The 16,389-nt window shown below is 72.2% G+C and carries 10 protein-coding genes; 4 read left to right on the plus strand and 6 right to left on the minus strand.

The window, feature by feature from the left end:
- Positions 1–122: 122 nt before the first annotated feature.
- Positions 123–350, plus strand: a complete 228-nt coding sequence (locus P3T27_RS13605; RefSeq protein ID WP_280677919.1) for a hypothetical protein — start codon at positions 123–125, stop codon at positions 348–350.
- Positions 351–437: 87 nt separating this feature from the next.
- On the opposite strand, the gene pepN is transcribed toward P3T27_RS13605, so the two are convergent.
- Positions 438–3,017, minus strand: a complete 2,580-nt coding sequence (gene pepN, locus P3T27_RS13610; protein WP_280677921.1) for an aminopeptidase N — start codon at positions 3,015–3,017, stop codon at positions 438–440.
- A gap of 178 nt (positions 3,018–3,195) precedes the next feature.
- On the minus strand, positions 3,196–4,980 hold the full coding sequence (locus P3T27_RS13615; protein ID WP_280677923.1) for a PQQ-binding-like beta-propeller repeat protein: 1,785 nt from the start codon (positions 4,978–4,980) through the stop codon (positions 3,196–3,198).
- Between the two features lie 318 nt (positions 4,981–5,298).
- Here P3T27_RS13615 and P3T27_RS13620 point away from each other — a divergent pair, with 318 nt between their 5' ends.
- The 3 genes from P3T27_RS13620 (at position 5,299) to P3T27_RS13630 (ending at position 10,298) form a co-directional block, all read left to right on the plus strand.
- The gene (locus P3T27_RS13620) at positions 5,299–6,477 is read left to right on the plus strand and encodes an ROK family transcriptional regulator (RefSeq protein ID WP_280677925.1); all 1,179 of its coding nucleotides are present in this window, start codon (positions 5,299–5,301) and stop codon (positions 6,475–6,477) included.
- A 248-nt stretch (positions 6,478–6,725) separates the two neighbouring features.
- On the plus strand, positions 6,726–8,633 hold the full coding sequence (gene dxs, locus P3T27_RS13625) for a 1-deoxy-D-xylulose-5-phosphate synthase (RefSeq protein WP_280677927.1): 1,908 nt from the start codon (positions 6,726–6,728) through the stop codon (positions 8,631–8,633).
- A 138-nt stretch (positions 8,634–8,771) separates the two neighbouring features.
- Complete coding sequence (locus P3T27_RS13630; RefSeq protein WP_280677929.1) at positions 8,772–10,298, plus strand: glycosyltransferase family 39 protein; 1,527 nt, start codon at positions 8,772–8,774, stop codon at positions 10,296–10,298.
- A 74-nt stretch (positions 10,299–10,372) separates the two neighbouring features.
- Here the strand turns inward: P3T27_RS13630 and P3T27_RS13635 are convergent, their stop codons facing one another.
- From P3T27_RS13635 to P3T27_RS13650, 4 genes are all read right to left on the minus strand, one after another.
- Positions 10,373–12,502, minus strand: coding sequence for a 3-hydroxyacyl-CoA dehydrogenase NAD-binding domain-containing protein (locus P3T27_RS13635; protein WP_280677931.1), 2,130 nt, complete (start codon positions 12,500–12,502; stop codon positions 10,373–10,375).
- 2 nt (positions 12,503–12,504) lie between these two features.
- Entirely contained in the window at positions 12,505–13,749 is a 1,245-nt protein-coding gene (locus tag P3T27_RS13640; protein ID WP_280677933.1) for an acetyl-CoA C-acyltransferase, read from the minus strand.
- A 228-nt stretch (positions 13,750–13,977) separates the two neighbouring features.
- On the minus strand, positions 13,978–15,222 hold the full coding sequence (locus P3T27_RS13645) for a ribonuclease D (RefSeq protein WP_280677936.1): 1,245 nt from the start codon (positions 15,220–15,222) through the stop codon (positions 13,978–13,980).
- Between the two features lie 164 nt (positions 15,223–15,386).
- Positions 15,387–16,112 (minus strand): response regulator transcription factor, encoded by a 726-nt coding sequence (locus P3T27_RS13650; RefSeq protein ID WP_280677938.1) that lies wholly within the window; start codon positions 16,110–16,112, stop codon positions 15,387–15,389.
- Between the last annotated feature and the right edge of the window lie 277 nt (positions 16,113–16,389).

The raw sequence follows: 16,389 nt of genomic DNA on the forward strand, positions 1-16,389 counted from the left end.
TCGAGCGCCCCCGTCCCCGACCGGCCGACCCGGCCCCCACCTGCGCCCCCGGCCCCGAACCCCGTGCCCGAAGGGCCGACCCCGGCGCGCGGGGGCGCGTAAGGGGCGGGTAAGTTGGAAACGTGGACAAGAGGAACGCTTTGCGAGCCGGCGCGGTCTCCGCAACGGTCACGCTGATGATGCTGCTGTCGTCGCCCGCCATGGCCGTCACCCGGGACGACGGCGACGACCCGGGGGCCGGCCTGAGCGTCGGCCAGACCATCGGTCTGTACGTGCTGATCCCGATCGCCGCCTTCGTGATCATCGCCGCCCTCGCGGGCCTGCCGTACGGCAAGGGCAAGAAGAAGTAACCGCCGCGTCCACCAGGACCGCACAAGCCTCGAAGGGGCACCGGATCTCTCCGGTGCCCCTTCGAGGCTTTTCAGCGGGTCAGCCGGTCAGCGGGCGCCCGCCGCCCGGTCGACCACCTGGGCCTTGAGCGCGCGCTCGATCCCGGCCCGGGCCTCGACGACCTGGCGCCGCAGCGCCGGCGCCGGCTCGGCCTCGGCCAGCCACGCGTCGGTCGCGTCCACCGTCGCCTGCGTGACCTGCAGCGACGGGTACAGCCCGCCGATGATCTGCTGCGAGATCTCGTGGCTGCGGGTCTCCCAGATGTCCTTGACGGCCGCGAAGTACTTGGCCGCGTACGGGGCGAGCAGCTCGCGCTGGTCGCTCTGCTGGAAGCCGGCGATGGTCGCTTCCTGGACGTAGTTGGTGAGGGTGTCCGACTCGACGACGGCGGCCCAGGCCTCGGCCTTGGCCTCGGCGGTGGGCCGGGCGGCGCGGCAGGTGGCGGCGTGCTCCTGGCCGGCCGCGGTGTTGTCGCGGGCCAGCTCGGCCGTGACGGCGGCCTCGTCGGCGCGGCCGGTGGCGCAGAGCCGGGTGAGCAGGCTCCAGCGCAGCTCGGTGTCGACGGCGAGGCCCTTGATCTCGGCGGTGCCGTCGAGCAGGCCGTCGAGCAGGCCGAGCTGCCCGTCGGTGCGGGCGACGGAGGCCAGGGTGCGGGCCCAGGCGAGCTGGTGGTCGCTGCCGGGTTCGGCGGCGCGCAGGTGCTCCTCGGCGGCGGCGGCCCACCGGGCGAGGCCCTGCTCGCGCCAGCCGGGGTCGGTGTAGGCGTCGAGGGCGAGCCTGACCTGGCGCTGCACGGACTGCACGACGCCGATGTCGCTCTCCCGTCCGATGCCGGCGAGGGCGAGCGCGAGGTAGTCGCGGGCGGCGAGTTCGCCGTCGCGGGTCATGTCCCAGGCGGAGGCCCAGCACAGGGCGCGCGGCAGCGACTCGGTGAAGCCGCCGAGGTGCTCGGTGACGACGGCCATCGAGTCCTCGTCGAGCCGGATCTTGGCGTACGAGAGGTCGTCGTCGTTGAGCAGCACGACGGCCGGGCGGTGCCGGCCGACGAGCTCGGGCACCTCGGTGCGCGGGCCGTCGACGTCGAGCTCGATCCGGTCGGTGCGCACCAGCGCGCCGTCGGCGAGCTCGTACAGGCCGATGGCGATGCGGTGCGGGCGCAGCACGGCCTCGCCCTTGGCGCCGGCGGGCAGCGCGGGGGCCTCCTGGAGGACGGCGAAGGACTCGATCTCGCCGTCGGTGTTCAGCACGATCGAGGGCCGCAGCACGTTGATGCCGGCGGTCTCCAGCCAGGCCTTGGACCAGGTCCGCAGGTCGCGGCCGCTGGCCTCCTCCAGGGCGCCGAGCAGGTCACTGAGGCGGGTGTTGCCCCAGGCGTGGCGCTTGAAGTAGGCCTGCACGCCCTGGAAGAAGGCGTCCTGGCCGACGTAGGCCACCAGCTGCTTGAGCACCGAGGCGCCCTTGGCGTAGGTGATGCCGTCGAAGTTGACCTGGACGTCCTCCAGGTCGTTGATGTCGGCCATGATCGGGTGGGTGGACGGCAGTTGGTCCTGCCGGTAGGCCCAGGTCTTCATCTGGTTGGCGAAGGTGGTCCAGGAGTGGGGCCACTTCGAGCCGGGGGCCTCGGCCTGGCAGACGGCCTCGGCGAAGGTGGCGAAGGACTCGTTCAGCCAGAGGTCGTTCCACCACTCCATGGTGACGAGGTCGCCGAACCACATGTGGGCGAGCTCGTGCAGGATCGTCGCGGCGCGGGCCTCGTACGCGGCGTCGGTGACCTTGGAGCGGAACACGTACTGGTCGCGCAGGGTGACGGCGCCCGCGTTCTCCATCGCGCCGGCGTTGAACTCCGGGACGAACAGCTGGTCGTACTTCGCGAACGGGTAGGGGAAGTCGAACTTCTCCTGGAAGTAGTCGAAGCCCTGCTTGGTGACGGCGAAGACGTTCTCGGCGTCCAGGTACTCGCGCAGCGAGGGGCGGCAGTAGACGCCCAGCGGCACCTTCTGCGCGCCGTTCTCGTAGGTGTCGAAGACGCCGACGTACGGGCCGGCGATCAGCGCGGTGATGTAGCTGGAGATCCGGCCGGTGGGCTCGAACGTCCACACCTGCGCGGAGCCCTCGCCGACCGGCGTCGGGGTGGGCGAGTTGGAGACCACGACCCAGCCCGTGGGGGCCGTCACGGTGAACGCGAACGCGGCCTTCAGGTCGGGCTGTTCGAAGGAGGCGAAGACGCGACGGGCGTCCGGCACCTCGAACTGGGTGTACAGGTAGGTCTCGCCGTCGACCGGGTCGACGAACCGGTGCAGGCCCTCACCGGTGTTGGTGTAGGCGCAGGTGGCGACGACGCGCAGCTCGTTCTCCGCGGCCAGGTTCGGCAGCGGGATCCGGCTGTCGGTGAAGCTCGCCGGGTCGAGCGGCGCGCCGTTGAGGGTGATCTCCTCGACGCTCGGCGCGACGAGGTCGATGAACGTGTCCGCGCCGGGGGTCGTGGCGGTGAACCGGACCACGGTGGTGGACCGGAAGGTGCCACCTTCGCGGGCCGAGCTCAGGTCGAGCTCGATGTCGTACGCGTCCACGTGGAGGAGGTCGGCCCGGGTGCGGGCTTCCTCACGGGTCAGGTTGGTGCCGGGCACTCGCTGCACTCCTTCGTCAGGCTGATGGGGCGAATCCTCCCATGACCCAACGGACGAGCCACCTGAAAAATCACAGGCGGGGCGGGCCCGGGCCGATGGCCCGTTCCCGCCCCGCCCCGTCCGGCCCGAGGGCCTGCGCCCAGTGGCCTGCGCCCGGTGGGGGGTCAGCCCCGCGGCGTCACTTCTTCCACTTGGTCAGCGGCGCGTCGGAGCTGCCGCGGCGGAAGGCGTACACCGCGCTGCCGTCGGTGGAGACGACGTACTCGGACAGGCTCATCCCGATGTCCAGGCCGTTGGGCATGGCCATGGTGCCGAGGTCGGTCATCGAGCCGTCGGTCGGCGAGAGCGTCACCAGCCGGGCGGGCTTGTTGTAGCCCTGGCTGACGATGGCGCGGACCTTGCCGTCCTTGTCGGTGCCGGACACCAGCCGGATGTCCTGGCTGGACGTGGCGCTGGCGGCGGACCAGAGGCGCTTGCCGGTGGTCAGGTCGTACGCGTTGACGGCCGACTTGGTGCCGGTGATCTGGGCGTACAGGGTGGTGCCGCTGACCACGTTCTGGGTGTAGGCGTCGGACTGGCCGGACAGGCGCAGGCTGTCCGCGCCGGGCTCCTTGACCGACATCTGGTTCCCGGGCTTGTTGGTCTTGTCGAACGGCAGGATGTAGTCGCCGTTCGGGCCGCTGCTCATCAGCAGCACCAGCGGCTGGTCCTGGACGACCTTGTCGATCCGCTCGATGGTGCCGGTGAGGGTGATCGGCGTGCTGGCGGCCTTGCCGCTGTCGGCGTCCACGATCACCAGCTGCGACTTGGGACCGGAGCCGCCGTAGCAGCGGTCGCTGACCGCGAGCTGGTTGCCGGCCGCGCGGCCGTAGAGGCTGCAGTCCTTGTCGCGGGGCTGGAACTGCCAGACGGCGGAGCCGTTGTCGATGCTCAGGCCGCCGACCACGTTGCCGCCGATGGCGACCACCTTGTCCGTGACGCTGAGGGTCGGCGAGGACACCCGGTCGTTGGAGACCTTGACGGTCCACAGCAGCTTGCCCTGGCTGATGTCGACGGCGCCGACGGTGGAGCAGTCGCTGTCACCGGTGTTGAAGGAGACGGCGGCGATGCTCTTCGAGTTGGTCGAGTAGGAGGCGCTGCACAGCTCCTTGCTGCCGGCCGGCACCGGGATGGTCCAGGCCTCCTTGCCGTCCGAGGTGTTGAACGCCCGGATGCCGGCGCTGTCGGCGCGCACCGCGACCTTGTCGGTGCCCCAGATGCCGAGCATCTGCGTACTGCTGTCCGCGTTGGCGGCCTTGGCGGCGCTCCACGCGATGTTGTAGCCGGCCCCGCCGCCGGTGCTGTCGGCGGTCGGGGCGTCGGTGACGGTGCCTCCGGAGGTGCCGCCCGAGGTGGTGGTGCCGCCGGAGCTGGCACTCGGCGCGGGGTCGGGGTTGCCCTTGAGGAGCACGATCAGCCCGGCGACGATGGCGATCGCCAGGACGCCGCCGATGATCCCGCCCCAGAGCATCACGGGGTTGCGCTGCTTGGGCGCGGGGGGCACCGGCGCACCCGGGTAGCCGTACCCGGGCTGCTGCTGCGGGTATCCGTAGCCGGCGCCGTAGGCCTGCCCGGCGTCCGGCGCACCGTAGGCACCACCGGGCACCGGGTCGTACGGGCCCATCGGCGCACCGGCCGGCGGCGGCGGGGCCTGGCCGGGGAAGGCGGCCGCGGTCGGCGCGTACGGCTGGAATCCCCCGCCGCCGGCCGGCGGCTGCGCGGGCGGTGCCGGCGGTTGGGCCGGAGGCGGTCCGGCGGGCGAGGCCGGGCCCGGGATCGCCGAGCCGTCGAGCTGTGTCATCTGGTCCGCCACGGCGGCCGGGTCCACGCCGCCGGGCGGGCGCCCGAACGAGACGCCCCGGTTGTCCTGCGGCCCGCTGCCGGGCTTTTCGCCCGCCCCCGGCGTAGGGTGATCCCCTGCCATCTGATTCCCCGTCATGTCTGGAAGTGCCCCCTGCCGGTACCGTCCGCGGTTCCGGGGGGACGCGTGAGATAGGGCACCATGGTAGTGGTGAGTGGTTTTCGGCCAACGCCAGGACTCCGGTAGCCCGTTTCCGCAGCTCCCGGCCGTGCCGGCCGCGCGGCTCCCCGCCCCGGCCGCCGCCGGCCCCACCGGCCTCGGCTAAGACCATGTGCCAGTCGGTCTCAGGTCCGATCCGCGCCGATCCACGGCACAGGCCCTACCCTTCAGGAGTTGAAGGGGACGTCCGGCGGAGGGGTCCCCGCCCTGGGAGGGTGGATCATGTCGACGGACACACCGGGCTCGCAGTCGTCACTGCACCGGGCGAACCTGGAACGGGTGCTGCGTGCGGTGCGGATGGCCGGCTCGCTGACCCAGGCCGAGATCGCCCGCGGCACCGGCCTCTCCGCGGCCACCGTGTCCAACATCGTGCGGGAGTTGAAGGAGAGCGGCACCGTCGTGGTCGCCGACACCTCCTCCGGCGGCCGGCGCGCGCGCAGCGTCTCGCTCAGCGGGGACGCCGGCATCGTGGTGGGCATCGATTTCGGTCATACCCATCTGCGGGTCGCGGTCGGCAACCTCGCGCACCGGGTGCTGGCCGAGGAGAGCGCCCCGATCGACGTGGACGTCTCCGCCGCGCAGGGCTTCGACCGGGCCGAGGCGATGGTGGAGCGGCTGCTCCAGCAGGCCGGGTTCCGCCCGGACAAGGTGATCGGCGTCGGCCTCGGCGTGCCCGGCCCGATCGACGTGGAGACCGGCGCGCTCGGCTCCACCGCGATCCTGCCCGGCTGGACGGGCATCGCCCCGGGCCGGGAGCTGGCCGAGCGGCTCGGCATGCCGGTGCACGTGGACAACGACGCCAACCTGGGCGCGCTCGGCGAGCTGGTCTGGGGTGCCGGGCGGGGGCTGAGCGACCTCGCGTACATCAAGATCGCCAGCGGGGTCGGCGCCGGTCTGGTGGTCAACGGCCAGATCTACCGGGGGCCGGGCGGCACCGCCGGTGAGATCGGGCACATCACCCTGGACGAGGCCGGGCCGGTCTGCCGCTGCGGCAACCGCGGCTGCCTGGAGACCTTCGTGGGCTCCCGCTACCTGCTCTCGCTGCTCACCTCGACCCTCGGCCCGGACCTCACCCTGACCCGGGTGGTCGAGCTGGCCCACCAGGGCGACCTCGGCTGCCGCCGGGTGATCGCCGACGCCGGCCGGCAGATCGGCACCGGCGTCGCCACCCTGTGCAACCTGCTCAACCCGCGCCGGGTGATCCTCGGCGGCGACCTCGCCGAGGCCGGTGAGCTGGTGCTCGCCCCGATCCGCGACTCGGTGGCCCGCTACGCCATCCCGAGCGCCGCCCGCCAGCTCTCGGTGGTCCCCGGCACCCTGGGCGGCCGGGCGGAGGTGCTCGGTGCACTGGCCCTGGTGATGAGCGAGATGGGCGAGTCCGGGGCGCTCGGGCTCGTCTGACGAGCCCGGGGCGCACCCGAGCCGCTCCGCACGCCCGTTCGTCAATCCGTCTTGACGCGCACCCCCGGGCCGACCTCCGGGAATGGCGGTATCGGGTCGGTGGCACCGGGCGCGCCGCTCGGTGTCCGGCAAGCGGACATTAGACTCGACCGGTCGGCACCGGCCGCGACCGCCGGCCAGCTGCCAGACCGGGCAGCGACGCCCGTCGGACCGCCCGCGGTCCGCGAACACTGAACGAGGAGGAACGGGTGGCCCTGCTGACCCGCATTCGGGGACCGCGCGATCTCGACCGGCTCACGCCCGGACAGCTGGCCGCACTGGCCCAGGAGATCCGGACCTTCCTGGTGACCGAGGTCTCCAAGACGGGCGGCCACCTCGGCCCCAACCTCGGCGTCGTGGAGCTCACCATCGCGCTGCACCGGGTCTTCGACTCGCCGCGCGACCGCATCCTCTTCGACACCGGCCACCAGAGCTACGTCCACAAGCTGCTCACCGGCCGCCAGGACTTCTCGATGCTGCGGATGAAGGGCGGTCTGTCCGGCTACCCGTCCCGCGCCGAGTCCGAGCACGACGTGATCGAGAACTCGCACGCCTCCACCGTGCTCTCCTACGCCGACGGCCTGGCCAAGGCCAACCAGCTGCGCGGCACCTCCGACCCGGTGGTCGCGGTGATCGGCGACGGCGCGCTCACCGGCGGCATGGCCTGGGAGGCGCTGAACAACATCGCCGACGCCGAGGACCGCCCGCTCGTCATCGTCGTCAACGACAACGAGCGCTCCTACTCGCCGACCATCGGCGGCATGGCCAACCACCTCGCCACGCTGCGCACCACCCGGGGCTACGAGCGCTTCCTCTCCTGGGGCAAGGACGCCCTGCAGCGCACCCCGGTGGTCGGCCAGCAGCTGTTCGAGACGCTGCACGGCGCCAAGAAGGGCCTCAAGGACTTCATCGCCCCGCAGGGCATGTTCGAGGACCTCGGCCTCAAGTACATCGGCCCGATCGACGGCCACGACCTGACCGCCCTGGAGTCCGCGCTGACCAAGGCACGCGGCTTCGGCGGCCCGGTGATCGTGCACTGCCTCACCGAGAAGGGCCGCGGCTACCACGCCGCCGAGAACAACGACGAGGACCGCTTCCACGCGGTCGGCAAGATCCACCCGGAGACCGGCCTGCCGATCAAGAGCGGCGGCGGGCAGAGCTGGACCTCGGTCTTCGCCGAGGAGATGGTCGCGCTCGGCCACGAGCGCGAGGACATCGTCGGCATCACCGCCGCGATGCTCCACCCGGTCGGCCTGGCCCCGTTCGCCGAGGCCTTCCCGGACCGCATCTTCGACGTCGGCATCGCCGAGCAGCACGCCGTCACCAGCGCGGCCGGCCTGGCCACCGGCGGCCTGCACCCGGTCTTCGCGGTCTACGCGACCTTCCTGAACCGCGCCTTCGACCAGGTCCTGATGGACGTCGCCCTGCACAAGCTGGGCGTCACCTTCACTCTGGACCGGGCCGGTGTCACCGGTGACGACGGCGCCTCGCACAACGGCATGTGGGACATGTCGATCCTGCAGGTCGTCCCGACCCTGCGGCTGGCCGCCCCGCGCGACGCCGACCAGCTGCGCGCCCAGCTGCGCGAGGCCGTCGAGGTCAAGGACGCGCCCACCGTGGTCCGCTACTCCAAGGGCACGGTCGGCCCGGCCGTCCCCGCGGTCGGCCGGATCGGCGGCATGGACGTGCTGCGCGCCGCCGAGGCGCCGGGCGGCACGCACCGCGCGGACGTGCTGATCGTCTCGGTCGGCGCGATGGCCGCCACCAGCCTGGAGGTCGCGGACCTGCTGGCCGCCCAGGGCATCACCGCCACCGTGGTGGACCCGCGCTGGGTCAAGCCGGTCGACCAGGCCCTGCCCGGCCTGGCGGCCGAGCACCGGGTGGTCGTCACGATCGAGGACAACGGCCGGGTGGGCGGCGTCGGCGCCGCCGTGGCGCAGGCCCTGCGCGACGCGGACGTGGACCTGCCGGTGCGCGACTTCGGGATCCCGCAGGAGTTCCTGGACCACGCGAGCCGGAACGAGATCCTGGCCGAGATCGGCCTGAACGCCCCGGACATCGCCCGAAAGGTGACGGCCCTGGTCGGCAATCTGGACGCGGCGCCGGTCGAGGCCTGAGGGCGCAGCCCGGAGCGCGTTCCGTCGACGACCGTTCGTCGTAACCCTGTAACAGTTCGTCACGAAACAAGCTGACAATCGCACCGAAAGGCGGGACCGGCGCGGCCCGCGCCGATCCCGCCGGGTAGGTTGTCACCCGTGCCCACCCCCACCCGCCTCCGCCTCGCCGGACTGGCCGAGCGCCTGCCCGAGCGTGTCCGTACCCAAGTCCTGATCGGGTACTGGACCAGGCTGGTGCCGGTGCTCGCGCTGGTCGCGCTGCTCACCCACATCCCCTCCTTCGCCCGGCCCGTCTGGAGCCCCGACGAGGGGTTCCTGGCCACCCAGGCCCGGATGCTGGCCGACGGCGGCGTGCTGTACGACACCGTGGTGGACCGCAAGCCGCCGCTGCTGCCCTGGCTCTACCAGGCCTGCTTCGCGGTCTTCGGCTCCGCCTCGCTGTGGCCGCTGCGCACCCTGGCGGTGGCCGCCCACCTGGGCACCGCGATCCTGCTGGCCTCCCTCGCCCGCGGCCGCTGGGGCAACCGGGCCGGGGCCGGCGCGGGACTGCTCTACCTGCTGGTCTCCATCGGGCTCTCCCCGGAGGACACCCAGGCGGCGACCTTCGAGGTCTTCATGCTGCCCGCGATGGTGGCCGCCTTCCGGTACGCCGAGCGCCGCCGCTGGCTGGCCGCCGGCATCGCGGTGGCGCTCTGCTCGCTGACCAAGCAGACCGGCGGCGCGGTGCTGCTGCCGGTGCTCTGGATGCTGTTCCAGGACGCCCGCCGGCGCGGGGTGCGCTGGCCGCCCGCCCTGTTCAAGATCGGCTTCGGCTTCACCCTGCCGATAGCGCTGGTCGCGGTCATCCTGACCAAGCCCAAGGGCTTCCTGTTCTGGGTGGTCACCGGCAGTGGGGACTACGCCTCCTTCGGCGGCGCCTGGCTGCAGATGACCGGCCGCGCGCTCGGCAACTCGGCCATCCTGGTCGCCGCCGGGCTGGGTTTCCTGCTCCCGGTCGGGCGCCGGCTCTGGCTCAAGTACCGCCACCGCCCGCTGCCGGTCGCCGGGGAGGAGCACGGCTCCACCGCCGACCTCTGGGTCTGGCTGGCCTCCTCGGTCGTCGCGGTCAGCGTGGGCTTCCACTTCTTCGGCCACTACTACCTGCAGCTGATCCCCCCGCTGGTGCTGCTGGGCACCGGGGCGGTGGCCACCTCGGCGGTCCGCTGGAAGCCCGTCCTGGTGTACACCACGGTCGCCTCGACGGTCTTCTGGGCGCTGGCCCTGGCCTGGCCGGGGGAGCGGCTCGACCGCACCACCGAGGTCGCCACCGCGGTCGCCGCCCAGACCAGCCCCAAGGACACCGTGCTGGTCTGGGGCATGCACCCCGAGCTGTACTGGCTGGCCGACCGCAAGCCCGCCACCCGATACCTGACGGCCGGCTTCCTGACCAACTACAGCGGCGGCAAGGACGGCAACCCCAACGTGGGCGAGCAGTTCAGCGTCAGCAACGCCTGGCAGACCTTCGACAAGGAGCTCGCCGACAACCTGCCCGAGGTCGTGGTGGACGACTCCGGCATCGCCCCGTACCAGCCGGGGATGGTCCCGCGGATCGAGAACCTGCTGGACACCCACTACGAGATGGTCGGCGTCTTCGCGGACACCGTGGTCTACCGCCTCAAGCACTGACCGCCCCCGCACACGCCGGAGCCCCGGTGACCTGGACCAGGTCACCGGGGCTCCGACGTTCGTACCGCTGCGCCCTACGCGGGCACCGAGGCCACGCCGGGGGCGAGGAAGCGCTTGCCGTTCACCCGCTCCGAGACACCCTCACGGTCCAGGTACGGGGTGATCCCGCCCAGGTGGAAGGGCCAGCCGGCGCCGGTGATCATGCAGAGGTCGATGTCCTGCGCCTCGGCGACGACACCCTCCTCCAGCATCAGGCCGATCTCCTGCGCCACGGCCTCCAGGGCGCGGGTCAGGACCTGCTCCTCGGTCAGCACGGTGTCGCCGAAGGACAGCAGCTCCAGCACCTCGGGGTCGAGCACCTGCTTGCCGTCCACCCAGGTGTAGAAGCCGCGCTTGCCGGCCTTGACCACCTTGCCGAGGTTCTCGGAGACGGCGAACCGCTCCGGGAACGCGCCGTGCAGGGTCTCCGAGACGTGCAGCGCGATGGCCGGGCCGACCAGCTCCAGCAGCACGATCGGGGACATCGGCAGGCCGAGCGGCTCGACGCCCTTCTCGACGGTGGCGATCGGGGTGCCCTCGTCGATGATGGTCTGGATCTCGCCCATGAAGCGGGTCAGGATCCGGTTCACCACGAACGCCGGGGCGTCCTTGACCAGCACCGAGGTCTTCTTCAGCTTCTTCGAGACGCCGAAGGCGGTGGCCAGCGAGGCGTCGTCGGTCTGCTCGCCGCGGACGATCTCCAGCAGCGGCAGGATCGCGACCGGGTTGAAGAAGTGGAAGCCGACGACCCGCTCGGGGTGCTTCAGCTTCGAGGCCATCTCGGTGACCGACAGCGAGGAGGTGTTGGTCGCCAGCACGCAGGTCGGCGAGACCACGTTCTCCAGGTCCGCGAAGACGGCCTGCTTGACGCCCATCTCCTCGAACACGGCCTCGATCACGAAGTCCGCGTCGCCGAAGGCGGCGGCCTTGTCGAGCGAGCCGCTGACCAGGCCCTTGAGGCGGTTGGCCTTGTCCGGGCCGATCCGGCCCTTGCCGAGCAGCTTGTCGATCTCGGCGTGGACGTAGCCGACGCCCTTGTCGACGCGCTCCTGGTCGATGTCGGTGAGGACCACCGGCACCTCCAGACGGCGGGCGAACAGCAGCGCCAGCTGCGAGGCCATCAGACCGGCGCCCACGACGCCGACCTTGGTGACCGGGCGGGCCAGCGACTTGTCCGGCGCGCCGACCGGGCGCTTGGCCCGGCGCTGCACCAGGTTGAAGGCGTAGATGCCGCTGCGCAGCTCGCCGCTCATGATGAGGTCGGCCAGGGCCGCGTCCTCGGCGTCGAAGCCGGCCTGCAGGTCGGAGTCCTTGACCTGGGCGATGATGTCCAGCGCCTTGTAGGCGGCCGGCGCGGCGCCGTGCACCTTGGCGTCGGCGACCAGGCGGCCCCAGGCGACGGCGTCGTCCCAGGCCTTGCCGCGGTCGATCTCCTCGCGCTCGACGACGACGTCGTCCTTGAGGACCTTGGCGGCCCACAGCAGCGACTGCTCCAGGAAGTCGGCCGGCTCGAAGATCGCGTCGGCGATCCCCAGCTCGAACACGTCCTTGCCCTTGAGCTGCTTGTTCTGGTTCATCGAGTTCTCGATGATGACCTTGATCGCCTTCGAGGGGCCGATCAGGTTCGGCAGCAGGGTGCAGCCGCCCCAGCCGGGGACGAGGCCCAGGAAGACCTCCGGCAGCGAGAACGCCGGGACGCCCGCGCTGACCGTGCGGTAGGTGGCGTGCAGGCCGACCTCGACGCCGCCGCCCATCGCCGCGCCGTTGTAGAAGGCGAAGGACGGGACGGGCAGCGCGGCGATCCGCTTGAAGACCTCGTGGCCGCCCTTGCCGATGGCCAGCGCGTCCGCGTGCTCCTTGAGGATCTCGACGCCCTTGAGGTCGGCGCCGACCGCGAAGATGAACGGCTTGCCGGTCACCGCGGCGCCGACGATCTTGCCCTCGGCGGCCTCGGCCTCGACCTGGTCCAGTGCGGCGGACAGCTTGAGCAGCGAACCCGGGCCGAAGGTGGTCGGCTTGGTGTGGTCGAAGCCGTTGTCCAGGGTGATCAGGGCCAGCCGGCCGGCCTGCAGCGGCAGGTCCAGGTGGCGCACGTGCGCGGTCGTGACGACCTCGCCCGGGAACAGTTCGGCGCCGTGCTGCAGCAGCTCAGTCGTGGTGCTCATGCTCACTTACCACCCTCGGACTCGGACGACTTTTCCGCTCCGCTCCAGTGCGGGTTCTCCCAGACGATGGTGCCGCCCATGCCGAAGCCGATGCACATCGTGGTGAGGCCGTAGCGGACGTCCGGGCGCTGCTCGAAGCGGCGGGCCAGCTGGTTCATCAGGCGCACGCCGGAGGAGGCCAGCGGGTGGCCGAAGGCGATCGCGCCGCCGTACGGGTTGACCCGCTCGTCGTCGTCCGCGATGCCGTAGTGGTCCAGGAAGGACAGCACCTGGACGGCGAAGGCCTCGTTGATCTCGAAGGCCTGGATGTCGTCGATGGTCAGACCGGCCTTGGCCAGCGCCTTCTCGGTGGCCGGCACCGGGCCGATGCCCATGACCTCGGGCTCGACGCCCGCGAAGGCGTAGGAGACCAGGCGCATCTTGACCGGGAGGCCGAGCTCCTCGGCGACGTCCTCGGCGGCCAGCAGCGAGGCGGTGGCGCCGTCGTTGAGACCGGCCGAGTTGCCCGCGGTGATGTTGCCGTGCGGGCGGAAGGGGGTCTTCAGACCGGCCAGGCTCTCCATCGTGGTGCCCGGGCGCATCGGCTCGTCCACGGTGGCCAGGCCCCAGCCGGTCTCGCCGACCTCGGGGTTGGTGTTGCGGATCGAGATCGGCACCAGGTCGGGCTGGATGTCGCCGTTGGCGTACGCCTTGGCGGCCTTCTCCTGCGAGCGCACGGCGTAGGCGTCGCAGCGCTCCTTGGTCAGGTGCGGGAACCGGTCGTGCAGGTTCTCCGCGGTCATGCCCATGAACAGGGCGGACTCGTCGACCAGCTTCTCGGAGACGAAGCGCGGGTTCGGGTCGACGCCCTCACCCATCGGGTGGCGGCCCATGTGCTCGACGCCGCCGGCCACGACCACGTCGTACGCGCCGAAGGCGATGCCGCCGGCGGTGGTGGTGACGGCGGTCAGCGCGCCGGCGCACATGCGGTCGATCGCGTAGCCGGGGACGGACTTGGGCAGGCCGGACAGCAGGGCGGCGGTGCGCCCGATGGTCAGACCCTGGTCACCGATCTGCGTGGTGGCCGCGACGGCGACCTCGTCGATGCGCTCGACGGGCAGGTTCGGGTTACGACGCACGAGCTCCCGGATGCACTTGACGACGAGGTCGTCGGCGCGCGTCTCGTGGTAGATGCCCTTCGGGCCGGCCTTGCCGAACGGGGTGCGGACGCCGTCGACGAAGACGACGTCCCTCACGGTACGAGGCACGGGGGCTCTCCTCCCAGGGACCAACATTTCGAGGTGGGCAGGCTGCCGCCGGCGAAGATCCGAGCGGCGCCGCTTCACCGTCATGCTACCGGTCGGTAACCAACCTGCCCAGGCCCCTCGGAGGGTTCGGACCGTGTGTCCCGCGACACGTCCGACCGGCGCGGTCGCCCCGGACACGCCGAAGGGGGCGCCGCCGCAAGGACGGTGCCCCCTTTCGGGTGGGCTCGCTCAGGCCTGTGCGGCCGCGGCCTCGGTGAAGGCGGCGGCCACCACCGGCGCCACCAGGTCCACCTGCCACTGCCGGGCGCCGAGCCGGCGCAGCGCGGCGGCCACGCCCTCGGTGTCCGGGGCGGCCGGCGGCTCCCAGGAGACCCGGCGGACCAGGTCCGGGGTGATCAGGTTCTCGGCCGGCAGGTTGTGCCGCTCGGCGAGGTCCGCGACCGCGGCGCGCGCCCCGGACAGCCGGGCGGCGGCCACCGGGTCCTTCTCGGCCCAGGCCCGCGGCGGCGGCGGCCCGTCGTGCGGCGCGGCGGCCGGCGGCAACTGGTTCTCCGGGACCTCCCGGCCCCGCTGGACGGCCGCCAGCCACTGCTCCAGCTGGCGCCGGTGCACCCGCGGCCCGAAGCCCTGGACGGCCTGCAGCGCGGCGATGTTCAGCGGCATGGCCAGCGCGGCGTTGACGATCGCGGCGTCCGAGAGCACCCGGCCCGGCGAGACGTCGCGCTCCTGCGCCAGCCGGTCCCGGGCCAGCCACAGCTCGCGCACCACGGCCAGCTGACGGCGCCGGCGGACCTTGTGCAGCTGCGAGGTGCGGCGCCACGGGTCGGTGCGCGGGGCCGGGCGCGGCGCGGCGGCGATCGCCGCGAACTCCTCCAGGGCCCAGCCGAGCTTGCCCTGGGCGTCCAGCTCCTGTTCGAGTGCGTCGCGCAGCTCGACCAGCACCTCGACGTCCAGAGCGGCGTAGCGCAGCCACGGCTCGGGCAGCGGGCGGGTGGACCAGTCCACCGCCGAGTGCTCCTTGGCCAGGCTCAGCCCGAGCACGCTCTCGGTCATCGGCCCGAGGCCGACCCGGGCGAAGCCGGCGATCCGTCCGGCCAGCTCGGTGTCGAAGAGCCGCCGGGGTCTCATGCCGACCTCGGCCAGGCAGGGCAGGTCCTGGGTGGCGGCGTGCACCACCCATTCGGTGTCGGCGAGGGCGTCGCCCAGGCCGCTGAGGTCGGGGCAGGCGATCGGGTCGATCAGCGCGGTGCCGGCGCCCGCGCGGCGCAGCTGGATGAGGTACGCGCGCTGCCCGTAGCGGTAGCCGGAGGCCCGCTCGGCGTCGACGGCGACCGGTCCGGTGCCCGCGGCGAAGGCGGCGACGGTGGCGGCCAGCGCCTGCTCGTCCGCCACGACGGGCGGGATCCCCTCCTTCGGTTCGAGGAGCGGGACCGGGGCTGCTTCTTCTGGGATGGCTGCTACGGCGTCGGTCACCCACCAAGGGTACGACGGTCCTCGCGGCCGGGAGTGTTGTCGGACTGGTCAGACCGGGTCCATGACCGCCCTGCGGGGGCCGGACGGGTGGCTGCGGCACACGCCGACGGCGGTCGAGGAGGAAACGTTCCTCCTCGACCGCCGTGGCGGGCCCGTTCGGGGACTCAGTGGATGATGCCGGTGCGCAGCGCGACCGCGACCATCCCTGCGCGGTCACCGGTGCCCAGCTTGCGGGCGATCCGGGCGAGGTGGCTCTTGACGGTGAGTGCGGACAGGCCCATCGCCACGCCGATCGCCTTGTTCGACTGGCCCTCGGCGACCAGCCGCAGCACCTCGACCTCGCGGCCGGACAGCTCGCGGTAGGCGGACTGCTGCGCGCCCGGCGCACCGGGTGCACCGGGGGCTCCGTGGGCGCCCGGCGCACCGGCGGCGCCCGGCACGCCCGGCATGCCGGGGCGGCGCATCCGTCCGGCCAGCCCGGCGGCGCCGAGCGGCAGGCCCGGGCGGCCGGGCATCGCGACGTTGGTGCGGGTGCCGGTGACGACGTAGCCCTTCACACCGCCGGCCAGCGCGCTGCGGACGGCGCCGATGTCGTCGGCGGCGGACAGGGCCAGACCGTTGGGCCAGCCCGCGGCGCGGGTCTCGGCCAGGATGGTCAGGCCGGAGCCGTCCGGCAGGTGCACGTCGGCGACGCAGATGTCGCGCGGGGTGGAGACCCGGGGGCGGGCCTCGGCGATTGACGACACCTCGATCACGTCCCGGACGCCTAGCGCCCACAGATGACGGGTGACGGTGTTTCGGACGCGGGGATCGGCGATGACCACCATGGCGGTGGGCTTGGTCGGCCGGTAGGCGACCACGTTTGCGGGGTGCTCAAGAAGGACCGACACCAGGCCTCCTGCGGGGAGTGGCGGACGGAACCCCGAGGGGGCGGTCGGAGTGTTCCGCGTTCGGAAAGGGTCACAGTCTGCTTCGGCAGCTACCGCGCCCGGCTTTAGCGAATGATCACGATCTAGTGAGTAACAATACGGACAAATCGCGCATATGAGTGATGGGACATGCCCCGTATTCGCACAAAATCGATCAGATCCGGTGCTGATCGATCGGCTTCGACCGGTTAATTGACGCAGAGCGGGGTCGAAGTCACACTCCGTCAGTCCTGGGGGT

It is taken from the genome of Kitasatospora sp. MAA19, assembly GCF_029894125.1.
Lineage (GTDB): Bacteria > Actinomycetota > Actinomycetes > Streptomycetales > Streptomycetaceae > Kitasatospora.

Excerpts from the sequence above, each read along its gene's own strand:
- P3T27_RS13615 (WP_280677923.1), bottom strand. The coding sequence starts at position 4,980 with ATGGCAGGGGATCACCCTACGCCGGGGGCGGGCGAAAAGCCCGGCAGC.
- P3T27_RS13635 (WP_280677931.1), bottom strand. The coding sequence starts at position 12,502 with ATGAGCACCACGACTGAGCTGCTGCAGCACGGCGCCGAACTGTTCCCG.
- P3T27_RS13620 (WP_280677925.1), top strand. The coding sequence starts at position 5,299 with ATGTCGACGGACACACCGGGCTCGCAGTCGTCACTGCACCGGGCGAAC.